Origin of the sequence: Bacillus sp. EB600 (assembly GCF_024494385.1) — a bacterium.
In the GTDB taxonomy this organism is placed as follows: Bacteria; Bacillota; Bacilli; order Bacillales; family Cytobacillaceae; genus JAEVLT01.
Genome location: NZ_JAEVLT010000005.1, coordinates 12,635 through 30,532 on the forward strand (window position 1 = coordinate 12,635; position 17,898 = coordinate 30,532).

Here is a 17,898-nt window from a genome sequence, read left to right on the forward strand (position 1 = left end):
AAACGAATAAATTTGAAGGTTGGTTCACAAAATGGACAAAAGTTTGTTATGAATAGATAAAACATGAACAATTTTTGTTCTAGTCTGAATACTCAAAACAAATTACACTATTAATAAGCAATAAGTTATATAAACAAGTGATTTAAATTAGTAATGAAAACGGTATCAATCCCTTCCGTTAGACCGGTCGTAATGATGGTAATTTTTGAACAGAAGCAAGCCATAAAAGAATAACGAAATAATCAAAAGAGGGTGTAATAATGGGAAACTACGCAGTAACAGAAGAAAATGTAACAATTGAACAGTTATTAGCCGGTGCAGAAAAAATTGGACAACTTGCAGAACAGGAAGCACAAGAAGCAGATAAAAATGCAACCATTTCAAAAAATGTCGTCAATCTGATTAAAGAAACAAAAATAGCCAGGATCATGATGCCAAAGGAATATGGCGGTCCACAAATTGATTTGAAAGGATTTGCAAAAATTGTTCGTAAGGTGGCTAATTATAACATTTCAGCAGCTTGGCTGACGTATCTTTATCCACTCCATAATATTCTGCCGGCATACCTGCCAAAAAAAGGAAGAGATGAAATTTTTAATCAAGGCGGATTGATATGCGACGTATTTGCAGCAGTTGGGAAAGCAGAAAGGGATGGTGACGGATACCGTATCAGTGGTACATGGAACTTTGCAAGCGGTGTCTTATACTGTGATTGGATTGGTCTTGGTGTTGCAGTCCAATTTCCGGATTCTGATAAACCAGAGGTTTGCTTACCAATGTTAAAGGCATCTGAAGTTCAAATTGTGAAAAACTGGGATACATTTGGGCTAAGAGGCAGCGGAAGCAACCAGGTTATTGTCGATAATGTCTATGTCCCAATGGAACGGATGCTACGGCTAGTTGCAGCAGATACAACTGGACTGCCGCCAGAGGCAGTAATCGATCCAGATGCAGAATACGATAAACAATATCCTTTCTATCACGTACCATTTTATCCTACGTTCTATCTAGGTTTTCCATGCATGGCAATTGGTGGTGCAGAACGAATTCTTGCCGAATTTAAAAAACTTACCGAAAAACGTGTCCGGTTAATGGATGGTGTTCGCGAAAGTGAATCACCAAGAAGTCAAAGAGTGTTAGCAGAAATGACAGCGGATTTCCATGTTGCTGATGCACTTATGGATAAATATATTACTCTCTTAGAAAACTATGAAAAAGATGGCCAGATTACAAACCGTTCGGAATTCTTTGCAATCCGTACGAAGATTATCAAGATTTGTGTAGATATCGCTGTTAGAGCTTTGTTAACACTTGGAGGAGGAGCACTCTATAAAGGTGGTCCAATGGAATTGTTCTTAAGAGATATTATCGGAGTAGCTACACATAAAACATCTTTATATGAGGATTCCGTTGCAGCATATGGACAGGATTTATTTGGTTTTGCAAGCGGTGTGAGAGGATAATAGCCTTTACTTTAAGGATTCTTCAACAGCAAAGGGGTCAGCGGCTTTTTCGATACCGGAACTGCCCCTTCAAAAAATCTTAGATTACTAGCATATCAGGAGGATGAAACAATGGATGATCGTCGATTTCGCAATGCAATGGGAAAATTCGCTACAGGGGTAACAGTAATTGCAACAGAAGTAGAAGGTGACGTGCATGGAATGACGGCAAATGCGTTCATGTCTGTATCACTGGATCCAAAGTTAGTTGTGATTTCAATTGGGGCAAAAGCAAAAATTCTTACCAAAATTAAAGAAAGTAATCTGTTTTCTGTTAATATTTTGGCAGCTGATCAACAGGAGCTTTCGAACATTTTTGCCGGACAACTGAAGGAACACAAGGAAGTTGTCTTTGAACGTTTAGATGGAAAACCAGTTATTCCCGGCTCAGTTGTCCAGATTGCCTGTGAGGTTTCAGCCGAGCATGTCGAAGGTGATCATACGCTGTTTATTGGAAAAGTAACCGATATTCATATTGAGGACGTTGAACCACTTGTTTTTTACAGTGGCCGCTATCGTTCATTAACTGAAGAACAGGCTGTCACATTGTAGATGACAGAAAGGAGACTGTATGGAAACGATTTATTTGAACCGAGAAAACTTAGGGATTTGGCAGGAAAAAGCAAAACCGAATGTGATGGCTCTTGGCTGTTTCGATGGCCTCCATACTGGGCATTGTAAAGTGATCAATACGGCTTTCGAGAAGGCAAAACAAAAAAATGTAAAATTAGCAGTGATGAGTTTCTTTCCCCATCCCAAAACAGTAGTCACAAACGGAAAAAAACAAGTTCATTATCTAATGCCCTTGTCTGAAAAAGAGGAGAAATTACGTAGCTTAGCTGTTGATACATTTTATATTGTTGAATTTGATCAAGAATTTGCTGCGCTTTCACCAGAACAGTTTGCTGCCCAATACCTAGTTCAACTCGGTGCAGTCCATGCAGTCGCAGGGTTTGATTTTTGTTATGGATGCCGGGGTGCAGGCAATATGGATCGGTTAAACAGCGATTCAGGAGGACTTATCGATGTAACAAAAGTGGCAAAAGTGGGGTACAAGGGTGAGAAAATTAGTTCTACCTGTATTCGTGAAAGATTGTTAACGGGTAATGTCGAGGAACTGCCTCATTTTCTCGGTAACTTTTATGAAGTCCAATGTGATTGGGATGGCGAAAAATTAAAGCCTCTTCCGTACTATACATTGCCTGCACCGGGAAGTTATGCTGTTACATTAAAAAATGAAACACAGTCCATTAAAACAGAAGTGACTATAGAAGAAACGCCTATTGGTCCGTCACTAAAATGTACAACAGCGATTCAACCCTTTATAAAAGGGAAATTATCGATTGTCTGGCAGCGGCACCTCGAAGAAGGAAATGCCAAAACCTATAAAGAGAAAACACTAATATCATAGTGTTACACGATTTTGATATTGGATTTAATGACAACATTATTGAAAGGAAGTGGGAAAATGGCAGAAATTATCGCAGGTGTGGCCATGTCACACAGTCCGATGATCATGACGAACCCGGAGAGTGCCGGAGAAAAAGGACAAAGGTTTATTCAAACCACGGCCGAAATGAAGAAATGGCTTGAGGCTGCTGGCGCTGATATTTTGATATTAGTTTCCGATGACCATTTTAATAGCTATTTCTATGATCATATGCCTTCTTTTACGATTGGTATTGGCGAATGTGAAGGATGGGGAGATTGGCGGCTGCCAAAATACAAAATTCCTGTACAGCAAGACTTAGCCAAACACATCCTTCATACTGGATTAGAAAACAATATTGATTTTGCCTTTACGATGTCGATGAAGGTGGATCACGGCCATACACAAGCTATATATTTTTTAAACTCTGAATTGGAAATACCGGTCGTGCCGATCGCTGTAAATACAGCTGCACCTCCACTGCCTACAATGGACCGCTGCTTCCAATTAGGTGAAGTTTTACAAAAGGCAATTGAGTCATGGGATGCGGATAAAAAGGTAGCACTTGTCGCTTCAGGGGGAATTTCCCACTGGGTGCCAATTCCTAAAATTGAGAGTCAAAAACCAGAAGATCAACAGTTAATTCATGTATTAAAAAATGGCCGCCAAGAAATTGATCAGCTTGACGAGTATTTAAAAACGCGTGAAACGAGGGTAACTTCGTTAGTAACCGGTCCTGTAAATGAAGAAGGGGATCGGGAGTTTTTACGGTTAGTTAAGGAAAAAGACTTTGATTCTCTTAGAAAATGGACTTCCGAATATATTGAAGAAAAATTCGGCAACGGGGGACAGGAAATCCATAACTGGCTTGTCCTGCTTGGTGCTCTCCAAAGTTTTACACCAGATGTGGCCTTTTATGAGCCAATCCCTGAGTGGGTAACAGGTATGGCGGTGGTTCAATTTAGTCAGCCAGTTAAGGGAGAAAATGATAAGAAATCAACAGAGTTTGAAGTAAGCATGTAAGGTATGCGGAGTTTTTAATCCTTCTAGTATGTATAAAAAATGATAAATATTACTTCTATAGAAAATGAGGAGAGATGGAATATGACAATATGGTCAGAATTAGCAGATATGGAACTTAAACTTTATTATCTAAACGCAAACGGGGTAAAAACAAGAGTACTTGAAACAGGTAGCGGTGAGCCTCTCATTTTACTGCATGGTACAGGGGGACATATTGAGGCTTATGCAAGAAATCTAAGAGGCTTAAGTGAAAACTTCCGTGTCATCGTTATTGATATGCTGGGACATGGCTATACTGAAAAACCAGACCAACAATATGGGATCGATAGTTATAGTGATCATTTATTAGCGGTTATTCAAGCATTAGATCTATCAGATGTCTATCTTTCAGGTGAGTCATTAGGAGGCTGGGTGGCAGCATGGTTTGCAGCCTATCATCCTCAATATGTAAAAGCTTTAGTTTTAAACACTCCAGGAAATGTAAATAACAAGCCTGAAGTCATGAAAGGACTAAAGGATTCAACTTTAAAGGCCGTTCTTGAAGCCAACTATGAAAATGTAAAAACAAGACTCGAATGGTTAATGTATGACAAAAGCCAGGTAACCGATGAATTAATTGAAACCCGCTATAAAATTTATACCCAGCCTTCTTATCAAGAAGCTGTATACAATATCGTGTGCCTTCAAAATCTTGAAGTAAGGGAAAAATACTCTTGGGATCCATCTTGGTGTAACAAGATTAATGTTCCTACCCTATTAGCATGGACAGACCATGACCCTACGTCAACTGTAGCGGAAGCCAAACCGATTCAGGATATGATTCCTAATAGTGAATTAGTTGTTATTAAGGACGCAGGTCATTGGCCGCAATGGGAAAAACCAGAAGAATTTAACAGCATCGTTACAAACTTCCTATTAAAAAAAGATGCTAAGGTTTTCTCCAATAAATAAGGGATAGTATTATCTTAAGTTAAGGTACTTTTATATCGATTCTCCTGATAAACATAATGCTGAATCTTTTAAAAGTACCTTTCTTTTTTTTAAAAGTATTTTCAGAATATTACAAACATATGTTCTAGCCAGTTCCATTTTACGGAAAACTCTTGCCTTATGCTCGATATATATTTTTTAAATTTTAAAAAAATCATGGAGGTAATTTATGAATCAAACAAAAGCAAAAAGCAGTAAGATTACAAAAACAGCCTGGATTGTTATTGCACTATTATTTTTCTTAACAGTAATTAGTAATGCAGATAAGGCCATCATCGGCTTTGCATCAGTGCCGATTATGAAAGAATTAGGATTGTCTCCGGAGCAATGGGGATTTGTCGGCAGTGTCTTCTTCTTTCTATATTCGATTTCAGCGATCTTTGTTGGAATCCTTGCAGACAAGATTGGGACAAAAAAGGTAATTGCTGGAATGGCAGCGGTTTGGGCCATTGTTCAGCTATCAACTGTTTTTGTATCGAGCTATAGTTGGTTGCTGGTTACAAGACTTATTTTAGGGGCAGGTGAGGGTCCTTCCTATTCATTAGCCATGACGGCAGCTGCGAAAGCGCTTCCTAAGGAAAAACTTGGGCTGGGGATAACATTAGTATCTGTAGGCGGTCCACTTGGAGTAGCTATTTCGGCCCCAATTTTAATGCATATTATTTTGACGTATGGATGGCGCGCCGGTTTTATCGCGACTGGAATTGTGGGTGTTGTCTGGGTTGTGTTATGGTTATGGTTATTAAAAGAAACGAAAGATGCCCAGGCTGAAAATTCAGCAGTAACAGAGCGTTCAAAAGTAACTGCCCTTGAACCAGAATCAAAATTTACATCAGTATTATTTTCTAAAAACTTTATCTTAGTTGCTTTATGTGGTTTTGCCACTTATTGGTCATTTACGATTGGTTTAAACTGGCTGCCTAACTATTTACAGAACGTTCGTAAATTGAGCCCGGAAATATTAAAAATTGTTGTTGCCTTACCATGGATTCTTATTACCCTTTCACAGATCACATTCTCGTCGATCTCTGACCGCCTTTTTGCCAAAACGCAAAGCGTTGTCAAAGGTCGGGTGTTTGTGCTTGGACCAGTAATGCTGGCCGGTGCTGTCTGCTACTTTTTTGGAACGATGTTTACCTCTAACTTCATGGCGATTGCTTTACTATCGCTTGGCCTAACGTTTGGCTGTATTACTTTAGTGCTTGGACCAGCTATCTTAGTTGAACTTATACCTAAAAAACACAATGGTAAAATTCAAGGTTGGTTTATGGCCATTACTTCATTAGGTGGTATCGTTGGACCGTATGCTACCGGTTATCTGATTCAACACTCCGCCAATCCGGGATTGGGTTTTCAGCATTCGTTCCAGGCTACTGCATTAGTATTACTAGTATTTGGAGGACTTGTATGGGCTGTCGTCCGTCCGAAGAAAGCTACAGATACTTCCAATGTATTACTAGCTAAAGATGCACAAGCGGACTAACATAAGGGATTATTCTAGTAAACTTAGAAAATAGGCTGCTTAAAAGACAGAATGGAATAGTGCGAGACATTTTGATATCACTCATTTATAATAGTAAGAAAGTAGACACAATTTGTTGGGAAATGAGTGGAAAAATGGTTTTCGTTGAAGTAATTTTACCAGTTATTTTGATTTTTCTTAGTGGGTATATTGTTCAAAAAATTTTTAAGGTTGACATCAAGCCTATATCGACCATGTCCATCTATATTCTTATGCCTGCACTTGTCTTTGAAACTTTTTATAAGACGCCATTAAATAGCCAATTGCTTTACATTGTCATCACCTCATTATTGATATTTCTTGCTTTAGTTGTTGTAGTCATTTTTATTAATAGATTATGTAAACAAGATATAGAGCAGGAGAGTGCATTAATCCTTTCTTCTGCCTTTGCCAATAGTGGTAACTACGGGGTACCCATTGTCTTATTTGCATTTGGTAAAGATGGAATGAATTATGCGATCCCAATTATGGTATTTCATTCGATTTTGATGAGTATTTTTGGGGTTTATTTTGCAGCACGCGGTCAAGCGGGTATAAGAGTCGCGATAAAGACAGTTTTGAAACAGCCTACCAACTATGCAATCATTCCAGCCATCCTTCTTCAACAGTTTCAGGTGAAGATTCCGGCTAACTTTTACGAGAGTATACAATTAGTTGGAAATTGTGCAGTTCCTATCGTTATGGTGATTTTGGGTATGCAGCTTGCTGATGTAAACTCGAGAAACATAGATTGGAAGAATATTAGTGTAGCAAGTATCATAAAACTAGTTGCATCGCCGATCCTTGCTTACGTTATTTGTCTTTTATTCCCGATAGATCCGTTATTACAGAAAGTCATTATAATTTTAGCCGCGATGCCAACTGCTGCAACAACAGCAATGTACGCAATCCAATTCAATACGAAGCCTCAATTCGTTTCTAGTGGCACCCTTGTTACAACCGTACTTAGCTTTGCAACACTCACAGTTCTATTAAGTATCTTAACCTAATCCTAAATGGATTAGGTTTTTTTCTGTTTATAGGAACCACCAACAAGCTGATAGAAGAACTATGCATAAGCTTTCGGGTTGCTCCGTTTTATTATATTGTAATAACAAAATAAAAATCATAGTGTTTATAAAATAAAAAATTTTCTGAATATATTGACAAGTACAATGACCCATATTAGAATTACAGTAGTTAATGGAAGCGTTTAATTTGGCGTTAATTTGCAATAAATTTGCAAAAAAAGCCATTTCTAAAATTTTACCTAAACTCAGTTATTCTTTAGGGCCCAAAGACAACTGGGGTGGGAGAGGTATCGAAACAACGAAATATTTAGTTTTTAAAAAGTGAAGGATGGATTACTAACGCGGAAAGCAATTACAAGGAGGAAAATTAATGTCAAAAAGTATTAGTAAAAATCTGCTTAAGTTTTGTGTTGTAATACTTGCATTCCAAGATGTAGCAGCAGGGGTAGCAGGGTCAATAATGGCTGACATTATTAAGGCTTATCCACAAGTTAATCCTACCATCGTTATGTTGGTGGCAACCTTCCCAGGGCTTATGTCCATTATTACTGCACTCTTATATGGGAAACTTACTCATTTTATGAAAAAGAGAACGCTTTTGTTTATTGGATTAATTCTATTCATTGCTGGAGGAACACTGCCAACGTTCATGGATAGTCTTCCATTGATTATTGCAATGAGAGGAATTTTAGGACTTGGTGTCGGAATTACAATGCCGCTATCAATCGATGTCATTAATGATTTCTTTGAGGGCAGAGAAAGAGACTTTTTAATTGGATTTGGAGCCTCCACTGTTGCTTGTATTGGTGCGATATTCTTCCAATTAGTTGGCGGAATTTTAGCAGATGCCTATGGCTGGCACTATGGTTTCCTAACTTATCTATTCCCGTTATGGATATTAATCGTTACAGCTTTGTTCTTACCTGAGCCTGAAAAGAAACAAACGATCGCTACAGGGTCTACTACACATAAAAAGGTTAAAATTCCAGGGGCAGTCTATTGGGTTTGTTTTGCACAGGTAATCTTCTCGGCATTGCTATTCGGATATGTAACAAACATATCTGTCGTTATTCAGGCCGACAAATTGGGGACTGCGACCGAGGCAGGCTTGGCGATCTCTGTATTTACGTTGGGAACGCTGATCGCAGGGTTTGTATTTGGAAAAATAAAACATGCACTTCCAAGATTCAACATGCCGCTAGCTTTTCTATTGTCAGGTCTCGGAATGGTTATTTGTTACTTTTCACCAAGCTTATTGATGATTTTTATCGGTAGTGTAATTGGTGGGTTTGGTATGGGTATTGGTCTTCCAGGAGTATTTGCTAAAGTTTCAGACATTGCTCCTGCAGGCGCAATTTCGGCTAGTGTGGGTTTAGTCGTTGTCGGTCAAGGTTTAGGCGGAGCAGGGGGTCCATTTATCTTTCAAATTATTCAAAACATTTTTCACCAAGGAATTGGCCGGTTCCCATTGGCAATTAGTGCAATCGGACTCCTTCTATTAACGGTTATTTGGGGGATTTTGGTTCTAGCTCCGGCGAAACAGGATGTAGAGGCTACGCTCAATCAGTAAGCTAAAAAACTTTATGAGTGAAGCGAAATAGATTTAGAGATGAGTAGATTTCCATAAAATAGGCCGATTTTTAATATCAGTAAATATCGATCATTGGGAGGCAAACAGTGGATAAAAATCTAAAAGTACTTAATAAGTCACCATTACAGAAACTGACCGTTTTCGCTTCAGCTTTAGCCTTATTATCAGGTTGTTCTTATAAAAACCTTACTGACCAGAAAGTAAAGGCCGAGACCTTAAACCCGCAGACAAATGGCCAGATGGAGAATAGTCAGTACAAGGCTGGAGAAAATTCGCCAAAACCAAATATTGTTTATATTGTTTTAGATGATTCGGGCTTTTCTGATTTAGGAAGTTACGGTTCTGAGATCAAAACTCCCAATCTTGATTGGTTGGCGGAAAATGGACTTCGCTATAACAATTCTCATGTAACACCAGTATGTTCACCGACTCGTGCATCCTTGCTGACAGGAAGAAATCCACATGATGTAGGAATGGGGACGGTAGCGAATTTTGATTTAGGTCCTGATTATCCAAATAAACGTGGACGTATCAAACCGGAAGCTGGGACGATTGCTGAAGTGCTCAAGGAAAATGGGTATAACACCTATGCTTTGGGAAAATGGCACTTATCACCGTCCCATCAGGCTACTCCTGACGGACCCTATGAAAATTGGCCACTTGGAAAAGGCTTTGACCGGTTTTACGGCTTTCTTGAAGATTCCACAGATCAGTATAAGCCAGAACTTTTTCAGGATAACAGTCCTGTAGATGTTCCCAAAAAGGAAAATTACCATTTATCGGCTGATTTAGTGGATCGGGCTAATCAGTATGTAACGAATCATGCATCTGTAAGTCCTACTAATCCGTTCTTTCTCTATTTGGCTTTCGGTGCACAACACCAGCCCGTCCAAGTACCGCAGAAATACATTGATATGTATAAAGGAGTCTACGATAAAGGCTGGGATAAAGTCCGGGAAGATAGGTTTAATAAAGAAAAAGAGCTAGGAGTTATTCCAAAAGACACCAAATTACCTGATCTTAACCCAGGAGTAAAGCATTGGGATGCCCTTTCGGAGGATGAGAAAAAAGCATTTATTCGTTTGGAAGAAGCGTATGCAGGCTTACTAACCTATACTGATGAGCAAATAGGCCGCTTTATCGATAATTTACGTTCCACGGGACAATTGGATAATACGATGATTGTCTTTTTATCGGACAATGGAACGAGTTCTATGGGGAAAAATACCGGTTCAATTAATCATACACTACCATACAATAATATCCCTGAAAAACTAGAGGATATTGTGAAAAATATTGATAATATTGGCACCGATAAAGTTGGGGCTGAATTTCCGACAGGCTGGGCTGAGGTAAGTAATACCCCATTTAAATTTTATAAAGCAACGACATATGAAGGTGGAACTCACACACCGCTTATTGTTTATTACCCAAAAGGTATTAAAGATAAGGGAGCCATCCGCAACCAGTATGTTGATGTAAGTGATATTACCCCGACAGTTTATCAAGAATTGGGGATAGATGTACCAAAAGAAATAAAGGGCGTAAAGCAAATGCCCCTTGAAGGAAAGAGTTTTGCTGGTACATTTGTAAATCCTAAGGGTTCAGCTAGAGAAACGCAATACTTTGAAAACCTTGGGCAGCGGGCCATATATCATGACGGGTGGAAAGCGGTAACCCTTCATAAACAAGGGAATCCATACGAAAATGACCAGTGGGAACTTTATCATATAGCTGTGGATGCCTCTGAAACAAATAACCTGGCAGCTACTTATCCAGAAAAATTAACAGAATTAAAGAAGCTATGGGAGAAGGAAGCAAGGAAGTATGGTGTATATCCAATGTCAGACATAGCTGGGGAGGGGTTTTTATCCATTCCTTCTGATTCATCCCGTGCACGGAATACCTTTACTTTCTACCCAGGAATGTCTCATTTATCGGAAGGTGCCTCGCCATTTATTATCAACCGTTCTTACACCATTACGATTCCAATTGAGCGGAAAAGTACAGCTGATGAAGGCGTCCTTGTCGCTCTTGGAGGGTATGAAAGTGGTTATACGTTATATATAAAAAATAATAAGCTTGTTTATGAATACAATTTGGGGACTGTGGTTTACCGAATTGAATCAACTACAGAAGTGCCGGTTGGCAAATCAACAATTAAGTTTGGGTTTGCGAAAACAGATGCCAATAAAGGACTAGGTTCTCTATACATTAACGACCAGACAGTGGGGCAGGGGATGATTGAAAAAACATTCCCATATAAATTAAGTTTTGAAGGTTTAGACATTGGTAGGGATACCTTATATCCTGTTAGTCCGGCTTATCAAAATAAAGGCACGTTTGAGTTTTCAGGGAAAATAGAAAAAGTAGTCTACAATTTGAATTAGAGCAACTAATTTGTGCCGATTTAAAGAATTAAAGTTGGAAGCCAGTGACAATCAAGGTTACTGGCTTTACTTTTATGAAATGAGGGGAAAAAGAATGACAGTATCTCATGCACAGCCAAAAGGATTCCATATGCTAGCAAAACCATCAGGACCTATTTGTAATTTGAATTGTCATTACTGCTTTTACACCGAAAAAGAGGCCCTTTTTCCTGAAAAAAGTCACTTTAGAATGTCTGACGAGACACTCGAGCAGTTTATTAGCCAATATATAAATGATCAAGATGCACAGGAAATCCCATTTGTTTGGCAAGGGGGAGAACCTACTTTAATGGGCCTTGGTTTTTATAAGCGAGTAATTGAATTGCAAAGGAAATACGGAAAAGGAAAAAGAATCACCAATTCCCTGCAAACGAACGGTACATTATTAAATGAAGAATGGTGTCAATTTTTAGCCAAGCATAATTTTCTTGTTGGGCTTAGCATTGATGGGCCGGAATACATACATGATCGGTACAGAGTTGATCGTGGGGGAGAACCTACTTTTCATAAAGTCTATAAAGCAATGCAATTGTTAAAAAAATATAAGGTAGCCTTTAATGTGTTAGCATGTGTGACAAACTTTTCTTCCAAATATCCGCTTGAAATCTATCACTTTTTAAAAGAGGCGGGAGCCGAGTTTATCCAATTTATTCCTATCATTGAGCGGTTGCCGGATACAGAAGCAAACAAACTCGGACTAAGACATGGTACACCATCATCCATTGGTCAAAGCGAGGTTCCAAAAGTCGTTACCCCATGGACAGTGAAGTCAGAAGAATATGGAGATTTTCTGATTACCATTTTCGATGAATGGGTAAAAAAAGATGTTGGAAAAATCACTGTAATGAACTTTGAACACTCTCTCACCTCTTGGCTGGGACTGCCGTCAACAACTTGTATTTTTGCTGAAACTTGTGGAAGAGCAGCAATTGTGGAACATAATGGTGACGTATTTTCATGTGACCACTTTATGTACCCAGAATATAAACTAGGAAATATTGCCGACCAAACGTTCACAGAGATGATGGATTCTAATCAACAGCGTGCATTTGGGGAAAAGAAAAAATCATCACTTCCTAAATACTGTCAAAGCTGCGAAGTACGTTTCGCTTGTAATGGAGAATGCCCAAAACACCGTTTTCTCCTAGCTCCTGATGGGGAACCAGGATTAAACTATTTGTGTGCTGGGTACAAGAAATATTTCCATCATATCCACAAATATATGAAGGTGATGGTTCAATTGATTGAAAACGGTTTACCTGCTTCAGAAGTCATGGAGGTTATTAAACGACCTCTTGTTATCAAAAAATAGGGAAGGAAAGAAAGGTGAAAGCAATTGGAAACTAGTCTAAAGCGATTGAAAAATAGGGTAGCTATTGTAACAGGCAGTACCTCCGGAGACCACAAGTAAAAAATTTTCAGGGGAAGGTACGATCGTAATCATTGCCGACTATGATTTTGATTCGGCACAAAAAGTTGTCGATCAGATTCATACAGCTAGAGGAACGGCGCGTGCCTATAATAAGGTGGATGTAACCGGTCGTCTATCGAATAGGTAATAGAGAAATAGTAGGAAGTAGTAAACGAAAAGGGGAGGTATGAAGGATACATCTTCTTTTATTTTTTTATGAATAATATGAATTAAAATAATTTTTAGAATTGATTGACAATTATACATAACAGGATGTAAAATTATAGTTAATTAAAGAAAGCGTTTTCCAATAGGTTTTTCACTATATGAATGCAATAAAAAGTAAAACTAGAATTTTAGTGACAGGAAGTAAGAATGCTTTTAATTATTTTGCAAAGCGAGGGATTTCAATAATGTCATCTATTTCGACAAGGAAGATTCAAACGGGAAACTATCAAACATTAATTCTTGAAGGTGGAGAGAAGTCTTCTGAGACGATCATTTTTCTACACGGGAGCGGACCGGGGGTAAGTGCGAAGTCCAATTGGAAGGATGTATTACCTCGTTTTCAGGAACAATTCCATGTTGTTGCTCCGGATATGTTTGGATTTGGAAATACTGATCATCCAGAAACTTACCCAAACAATGGGGTTGAGTGGATGAACATTAGGGTAAAGCAAGTGCTCGACTTGATGGATGCTTTACAGATTGAAAAAGCTCATTTAGTAGGGAATTCATTAGGAGGGGTGGTTTCACTTAATTTACTGATGTACGCTCCAGAACGATTCGATCGTGTGGTTTTGATGGGGGCAGGTGGTGGATTGACAGAACCAACTCCAGAGCTGGCTAAATTAGCAAGCTTCCATAAGGATCCAAATCCAGTTGCCTTTAAAAATCTGCTAAGCTGGTTCTTATTTGATGAGAGTATTCTAGAGGATGAGCTTGAAAATATTGTCGCTGAACGGTTGGAGTTGTTTTTGCGGCCAGAGGTTCGTAAGTCGTATGAGGAAAACTTCTCTAAATCGCAGTTATCCGATATGCTGGTACCGCCATCTGCACTTAAAAAGATGGACGCTCCGATTTTACTGATTCATGGACATGAAGATCGATTTGTTCCACTTGAAAGCAGTCTGTACGTAATGAATTATTTGCCAAATGCACAGCTCCATACCTTTAAACGCTGCGGACATTGGGCGCAGGTGGAGCAAAAAAACAGATTTATCAAACTTTCAACAGATTTCTTCAACGGTGAATTATAAGTTTATTCAATTCAACTCACAGATAATACACCGTTTGATTCCCCTATCTAGGAAAGTGATAAAGATATTAATTTTCTAATAGACTTTCACTTTACTATTACCATAATATAGGGGTAACAAAATTAAAATGGAAATAGGTGTATGAATGTGAAAATAGATAAGGCTTACCGCTATATTAAAAGACAAATGATTGAAGGTGTGTGGGAACCGGAAACGGCTATCAATGTGAATGAAATTTCAGCAAAATTGGAAATAAGCCGGACACCCATTCATAAGGCATTATCGAAGCTCGAGCAGGAAGGATTTATTAAGATTATTCCTCAAGTAGGCGTGTTTGTGAAAAGACCCGATCCGGAGGAGATCATTGAACGATTAGTAGTCTGTGCCAACCTTGATGCGTTAATGACAGAATTCGGCGCCTATAATCTGACGGAAGAAGAATTTACCTATATGGAAAATACCTTGAAAAAAATGGATGATTTGGAAATATCAAGTGATGAGTATTCACTCTTAAATATTGAGTTTCATCGGACAATTTATGAAGCCTCCAGATTAGAATATACGATTAGTTTAACTAAACAGCTTTGGGATTACTTAAATTATGTTGGTAACCCGGATAATTTATTTTCGCAGGAGCGCAGAAAGCAATCACAAACGGAGCATTGGATGATTTACTATACACTCAAAGAGAGGGATGGTAAAACGGCGAAAAAACTTATGGAAAGACATATGCGCCGCGTAGCTGAAGCAGTTGGTGTAGAGTATCAAAATGCAGATTTTTTTCGACACGTGTTTAATTAATATAATAGGGAGAAACGCGGGTCAAGTGGAAAACTTATAAATTTTAGGAGTGATTATTAATGGCACAAAGTGTTCTCGAAACGAAGAAAATGCTGGTAGAAAAAGCGCGGACTCTCATTCCTAAACTACGGGATTTGGGTGAAGACATTGAAAAAAATAATCGACTTCCCGAGACGATTATTGATGAAATGAAAAATGACGGCCTATTAAAGGTCTTACGGCCAGAAATGTTTGGTGGCTATCAAACCAATATGCGCACTTATACGGAAGTGGTCACGGAAATTTCCCGCGGAAACGGTTCGGCAGGTTGGTTTGTATCCCTAAGTAATATTAGAGATTATATGGTCTCGTATGCATTTGGGGAAAAAGCACTTCAGGAAATATATGTTCCTGGTAAAGAAGTTATTTTAGCAGGGAACTTTAAACCGATTAAATGTGATATCAAAAAGGTAGAAGGAGGATATTACATCGAGGAAGCACAATGGCCGTTTGTATCCGGTGGTCCACATGCCGACTGGTGTTACTTTGGGTTTCCTGTTGATGATGGCAATGGTGGAATGGAAATGGCCATTATGGTAGTTCCACAGAAAGAACTGGAGATTCTTGATGACTGGTATGTAATGGGGTTAAAGGGATCTGGCAGTAATAGCGCCAGAATTAAAAATGTGTTTGTTCCGGAACACCGCGTGTCGCTTGACCGTTTAGCCAGCAAAGGGTATTACATGATTGAACCGCTTCACGGTGTACCATTATACAGAACACCTTTTGTTCCATCGCTGACACTTTCTATTGTGGCACCTGCATTAGGTCTTGCCCAAGCAGCCATGGATATCCATATGGAACGTGTCAAGCGGGCTGGAATTGGTAATACCTTCTATACAAAGATGAGCGAAGCTGCAATTACTCATTTCCAAATTGCTCAAGCCCAATTGAAGATTGACTCGGCGGAACTTCATCTCTATCGGGCAGTTGATAAACTTGATGACTTCTCTGAAGCAGACCATACGATGACTACTGAAGAAATTGTTCAAATGAAAGCAGACTTTGGGTATGTCAACCAATTGTGTAAGGAAGCAATTGATCTGCTTATAGCCGGCGCGGGATCCGTTTTTACCTACGACAACAATCCATTACAAAGAGTTTACCGTGATTTTATGACGATGCACTTACATGGTTTCATTACACCTTCTAGCTTAATTGAAACCTACGGCCGAGTTTTGTGCGGTATGGAACCGAATACGTATTTTGTTTAATCGCTGGTTTTATTTTAAAAAAAAGAAGATAGGAGCTTCGTAAATATTCTGATTATTAAAATCTATTAAAATATTCAATAAATAATATTTTGAAGGAGGATATATAAAATGAGTTTACCAGAAATCGCTAAGTTAGGTCACGTTGCATTAGTCTCCTCAGATCTTGAGAAATCCCTGTGGTTTTTCAAAGAAGTTATCGGTTTAGAAGAAACGGAAACAGTTGATGGAACTGTCTATTTACGGGCATGGGGAGATTTTGAACATCACACCCTTTCGATCACTGCCGGTGATAAGCCCCATATTGACCATATCGCCTGGAGAACAAAACGCCCGGAAGATGTTGAAGGGTTTGCGCAATTATTAGAGGAAGCTGGAACACAAGTAAAGTGGATAGAAGCAGGAGTAGAAGCTGGACAAGGAAGAGCGATCCGTTTCCAACTTCCTAGTGAACATCGTTTTGAAATTTATTATGACATTGAAAAACCATTAGCTGAACCGTCAAAACGATCCGTTTTAAAGAATCAGTTATACAAACCGTGGAGTCGAGGAGTTTCACCACGCAGAATTGACCATGTTAATCTTTTGACATCCTTAAAGGCCAATGTCATTTCTGATTATTTATCGGAAAAACTCGGATTTAAAATGCGTGAATACGTCAAAGCTCCTGACGAATCTCTTGTTGGTGCCTGGTTGAGTGTGACACCATTGGTTCACGATATTGCCGTCAGCCATGACCCGTTTTCACCGACGACACATCAAATTCACCATCTTTCTTATTGGCTTGATAATGCCCAGGATCTCCTTCGAGCTGCAGACATTTTAAAGGAACATGGAATTTTCTTTAAAGGCCCTGGTAAGCATGGTATTTCTCAGGCCATGTATATTTATGCCATCGATCCTGGCAGTGGTGTACGCATAGAGCTGTTCACAAATGGATATTTAATCTTTGAACCGGATTGGGAGCCAATCGAGTGGACGATAGATGAAATGGATATTGGATTTACCTTCTGGGGAGACCAAATGGATAATAAACCGGAAAATAATCCAACGATCGAAGCATAAGCTATAGTAACTTACTAGAAAACGATTTTTCTCATAACGAAAAACAGGAAGGGGTCTTAAAATGGAAGATCGTCAATTTCGAAACGCGATGGGTAAATTTGCAACAGGTGTAACTGTTATTTTAACGGATGTGGAGGATGGTGTACATGGGATGACAGCGAATGCTTTCATGTCAGTGTCACTAAGTCCTAAGCTTGTTACTATATCGATTGGTGAAAACGCTCGAATTCTTGAAAAAATTAAACAAAGCAAAACCTTTTCAGTAAATATTTTAGCTGCTGACCAGCAGGAGATGTCTATGATTTTTGCGGGACAACAAAAGGATAATGCTGAAGTAGTGTTTGACCGTCTTGATGGGAAACCGGTTTTGCCCGGGGCTATAGCTCAAATTGCCTGTGAGGTTGCAGCCGAGCATGTTGAAGGTGATCATACCCTGTTTATTGGCAAAGTAACGGATGTTCACCTTGAAGACTCAGAACCACTTATTTTTTACAGTGGAAAATACCGATCCTTGGTAGAAGAGAACACGGTTACATCTTAATTATTCTTAAAAATTTTCAAGACTCCTTGTATTTCAAAAATGTAAGGAGTCTTTATTCATATTTAGAGAAGGTGG

At 38.9% G+C, this 17,898-nt stretch carries 15 protein-coding genes; all 15 read left to right on the plus strand.

Going from position 1 to position 17,898, the window contains the following annotated elements:
* Positions 1–260 precede the first annotated feature (260 nt).
* The 15 genes from JN080_RS07300 (at position 261) to JN080_RS07370 (ending at position 17,823) form a co-directional block, all read left to right on the plus strand.
* Positions 261–1,463 (plus strand): acyl-CoA dehydrogenase family protein, encoded by a 1,203-nt coding sequence (locus JN080_RS07300; RefSeq protein WP_256235280.1) that lies wholly within the window; start codon positions 261–263, stop codon positions 1,461–1,463.
* A gap of 111 nt (positions 1,464–1,574) precedes the next feature.
* Positions 1,575–2,054, plus strand: coding sequence for a flavin reductase family protein (locus tag JN080_RS07305; RefSeq protein ID WP_256235281.1), 480 nt, complete (start codon positions 1,575–1,577; stop codon positions 2,052–2,054).
* 19 nt (positions 2,055–2,073) lie between these two features.
* Complete coding sequence (locus JN080_RS07310) at positions 2,074–2,913, plus strand: FAD synthetase family protein (protein WP_256235282.1); 840 nt, start codon at positions 2,074–2,076, stop codon at positions 2,911–2,913.
* A gap of 57 nt (positions 2,914–2,970) precedes the next feature.
* Positions 2,971–3,954: a DODA-type extradiol aromatic ring-opening family dioxygenase gene (locus tag JN080_RS07315; RefSeq protein WP_256235283.1), complete on the plus strand. Its 984-nt coding sequence runs from the start codon at positions 2,971–2,973 to the stop codon at positions 3,952–3,954.
* A gap of 81 nt (positions 3,955–4,035) precedes the next feature.
* A complete protein-coding gene (locus tag JN080_RS07320; protein WP_256235284.1) occupies positions 4,036–4,905 on the plus strand; it encodes an alpha/beta fold hydrolase in 870 nt (289 codons plus the stop codon).
* 208 nt (positions 4,906–5,113) lie between these two features.
* The gene (locus JN080_RS07325) at positions 5,114–6,427 is read left to right on the plus strand and encodes an MFS transporter (RefSeq protein ID WP_256235285.1); all 1,314 of its coding nucleotides are present in this window, start codon (positions 5,114–5,116) and stop codon (positions 6,425–6,427) included.
* A 134-nt stretch (positions 6,428–6,561) separates the two neighbouring features.
* Complete coding sequence (locus JN080_RS07330; RefSeq protein ID WP_256235286.1) at positions 6,562–7,455, plus strand: AEC family transporter; 894 nt, start codon at positions 6,562–6,564, stop codon at positions 7,453–7,455.
* Positions 7,456–7,846: 391 nt separating this feature from the next.
* Entirely contained in the window at positions 7,847–9,046 is a 1,200-nt protein-coding gene (locus JN080_RS07335; protein WP_256235287.1) for an MFS transporter, read from the plus strand.
* Positions 9,047–9,153: 107 nt separating this feature from the next.
* Complete coding sequence (locus JN080_RS07340; protein ID WP_256235288.1) at positions 9,154–11,457, plus strand: arylsulfatase; 2,304 nt, start codon at positions 9,154–9,156, stop codon at positions 11,455–11,457.
* Positions 11,458–11,551: 94 nt separating this feature from the next.
* Positions 11,552–12,808: an anaerobic sulfatase maturase gene (locus JN080_RS07345; protein ID WP_256235289.1), complete on the plus strand. Its 1,257-nt coding sequence runs from the start codon at positions 11,552–11,554 to the stop codon at positions 12,806–12,808.
* Positions 12,809–13,233: 425 nt separating this feature from the next.
* Entirely contained in the window at positions 13,234–14,166 is a 933-nt protein-coding gene (locus JN080_RS07350; protein WP_256235290.1) for an alpha/beta fold hydrolase, read from the plus strand.
* 147 nt (positions 14,167–14,313) lie between these two features.
* Positions 14,314–14,967: a GntR family transcriptional regulator gene (locus JN080_RS07355; protein WP_256235291.1), complete on the plus strand. Its 654-nt coding sequence runs from the start codon at positions 14,314–14,316 to the stop codon at positions 14,965–14,967.
* A 59-nt stretch (positions 14,968–15,026) separates the two neighbouring features.
* Positions 15,027–16,220, plus strand: a complete 1,194-nt coding sequence (locus tag JN080_RS07360) for an acyl-CoA dehydrogenase family protein (protein WP_256235292.1) — start codon at positions 15,027–15,029, stop codon at positions 16,218–16,220.
* Between the two features lie 108 nt (positions 16,221–16,328).
* Positions 16,329–17,282 carry a VOC family protein gene (locus tag JN080_RS07365; RefSeq protein ID WP_256235293.1) on the plus strand — a complete coding sequence of 318 codons (954 nt, stop codon included), beginning with the start codon at positions 16,329–16,331 and terminating at the stop codon, positions 17,280–17,282.
* Positions 17,283–17,343: 61 nt separating this feature from the next.
* Entirely contained in the window at positions 17,344–17,823 is a 480-nt protein-coding gene (locus JN080_RS07370; protein WP_256235294.1) for a flavin reductase family protein, read from the plus strand.
* Positions 17,824–17,898: the final 75 nt, after the last annotated feature.

What these genes read in the sequence shown, in the direction of transcription:
- JN080_RS07335 (WP_256235287.1), top strand. Translation starts at nt 7,847, where the DNA reads ATGTCAAAAAGTATTAGTAAAAATCTGCTTAAGTTTTGTGTTGTAATA.
- JN080_RS07370 (WP_256235294.1), top strand. Translation starts at nt 17,344, where the DNA reads ATGGAAGATCGTCAATTTCGAAACGCGATGGGTAAATTTGCAACAGGT.
- JN080_RS07305 (WP_256235281.1), top strand. Translation starts at nt 1,575, where the DNA reads ATGGATGATCGTCGATTTCGCAATGCAATGGGAAAATTCGCTACAGGG.
- JN080_RS07325 (WP_256235285.1), top strand. Translation starts at nt 5,114, where the DNA reads ATGAATCAAACAAAAGCAAAAAGCAGTAAGATTACAAAAACAGCCTGG.
- JN080_RS07320 (WP_256235284.1), top strand. Translation starts at nt 4,036, where the DNA reads ATGACAATATGGTCAGAATTAGCAGATATGGAACTTAAACTTTATTAT.
- JN080_RS07315 (WP_256235283.1), top strand. Translation starts at nt 2,971, where the DNA reads ATGGCAGAAATTATCGCAGGTGTGGCCATGTCACACAGTCCGATGATC.
- JN080_RS07365 (WP_256235293.1), top strand. Translation starts at nt 16,329, where the DNA reads ATGAGTTTACCAGAAATCGCTAAGTTAGGTCACGTTGCATTAGTCTCC.
- JN080_RS07330 (WP_256235286.1), top strand. Translation starts at nt 6,562, where the DNA reads ATGGTTTTCGTTGAAGTAATTTTACCAGTTATTTTGATTTTTCTTAGT.
- JN080_RS07345 (WP_256235289.1), top strand. Translation starts at nt 11,552, where the DNA reads ATGACAGTATCTCATGCACAGCCAAAAGGATTCCATATGCTAGCAAAA.
- JN080_RS07300 (WP_256235280.1), top strand. Translation starts at nt 261, where the DNA reads ATGGGAAACTACGCAGTAACAGAAGAAAATGTAACAATTGAACAGTTA.
- JN080_RS07310 (WP_256235282.1), top strand. Translation starts at nt 2,074, where the DNA reads ATGGAAACGATTTATTTGAACCGAGAAAACTTAGGGATTTGGCAGGAA.
- JN080_RS07360 (WP_256235292.1), top strand. Translation starts at nt 15,027, where the DNA reads ATGGCACAAAGTGTTCTCGAAACGAAGAAAATGCTGGTAGAAAAAGCG.
- JN080_RS07350 (WP_256235290.1), top strand. Translation starts at nt 13,234, where the DNA reads ATGAATGCAATAAAAAGTAAAACTAGAATTTTAGTGACAGGAAGTAAG.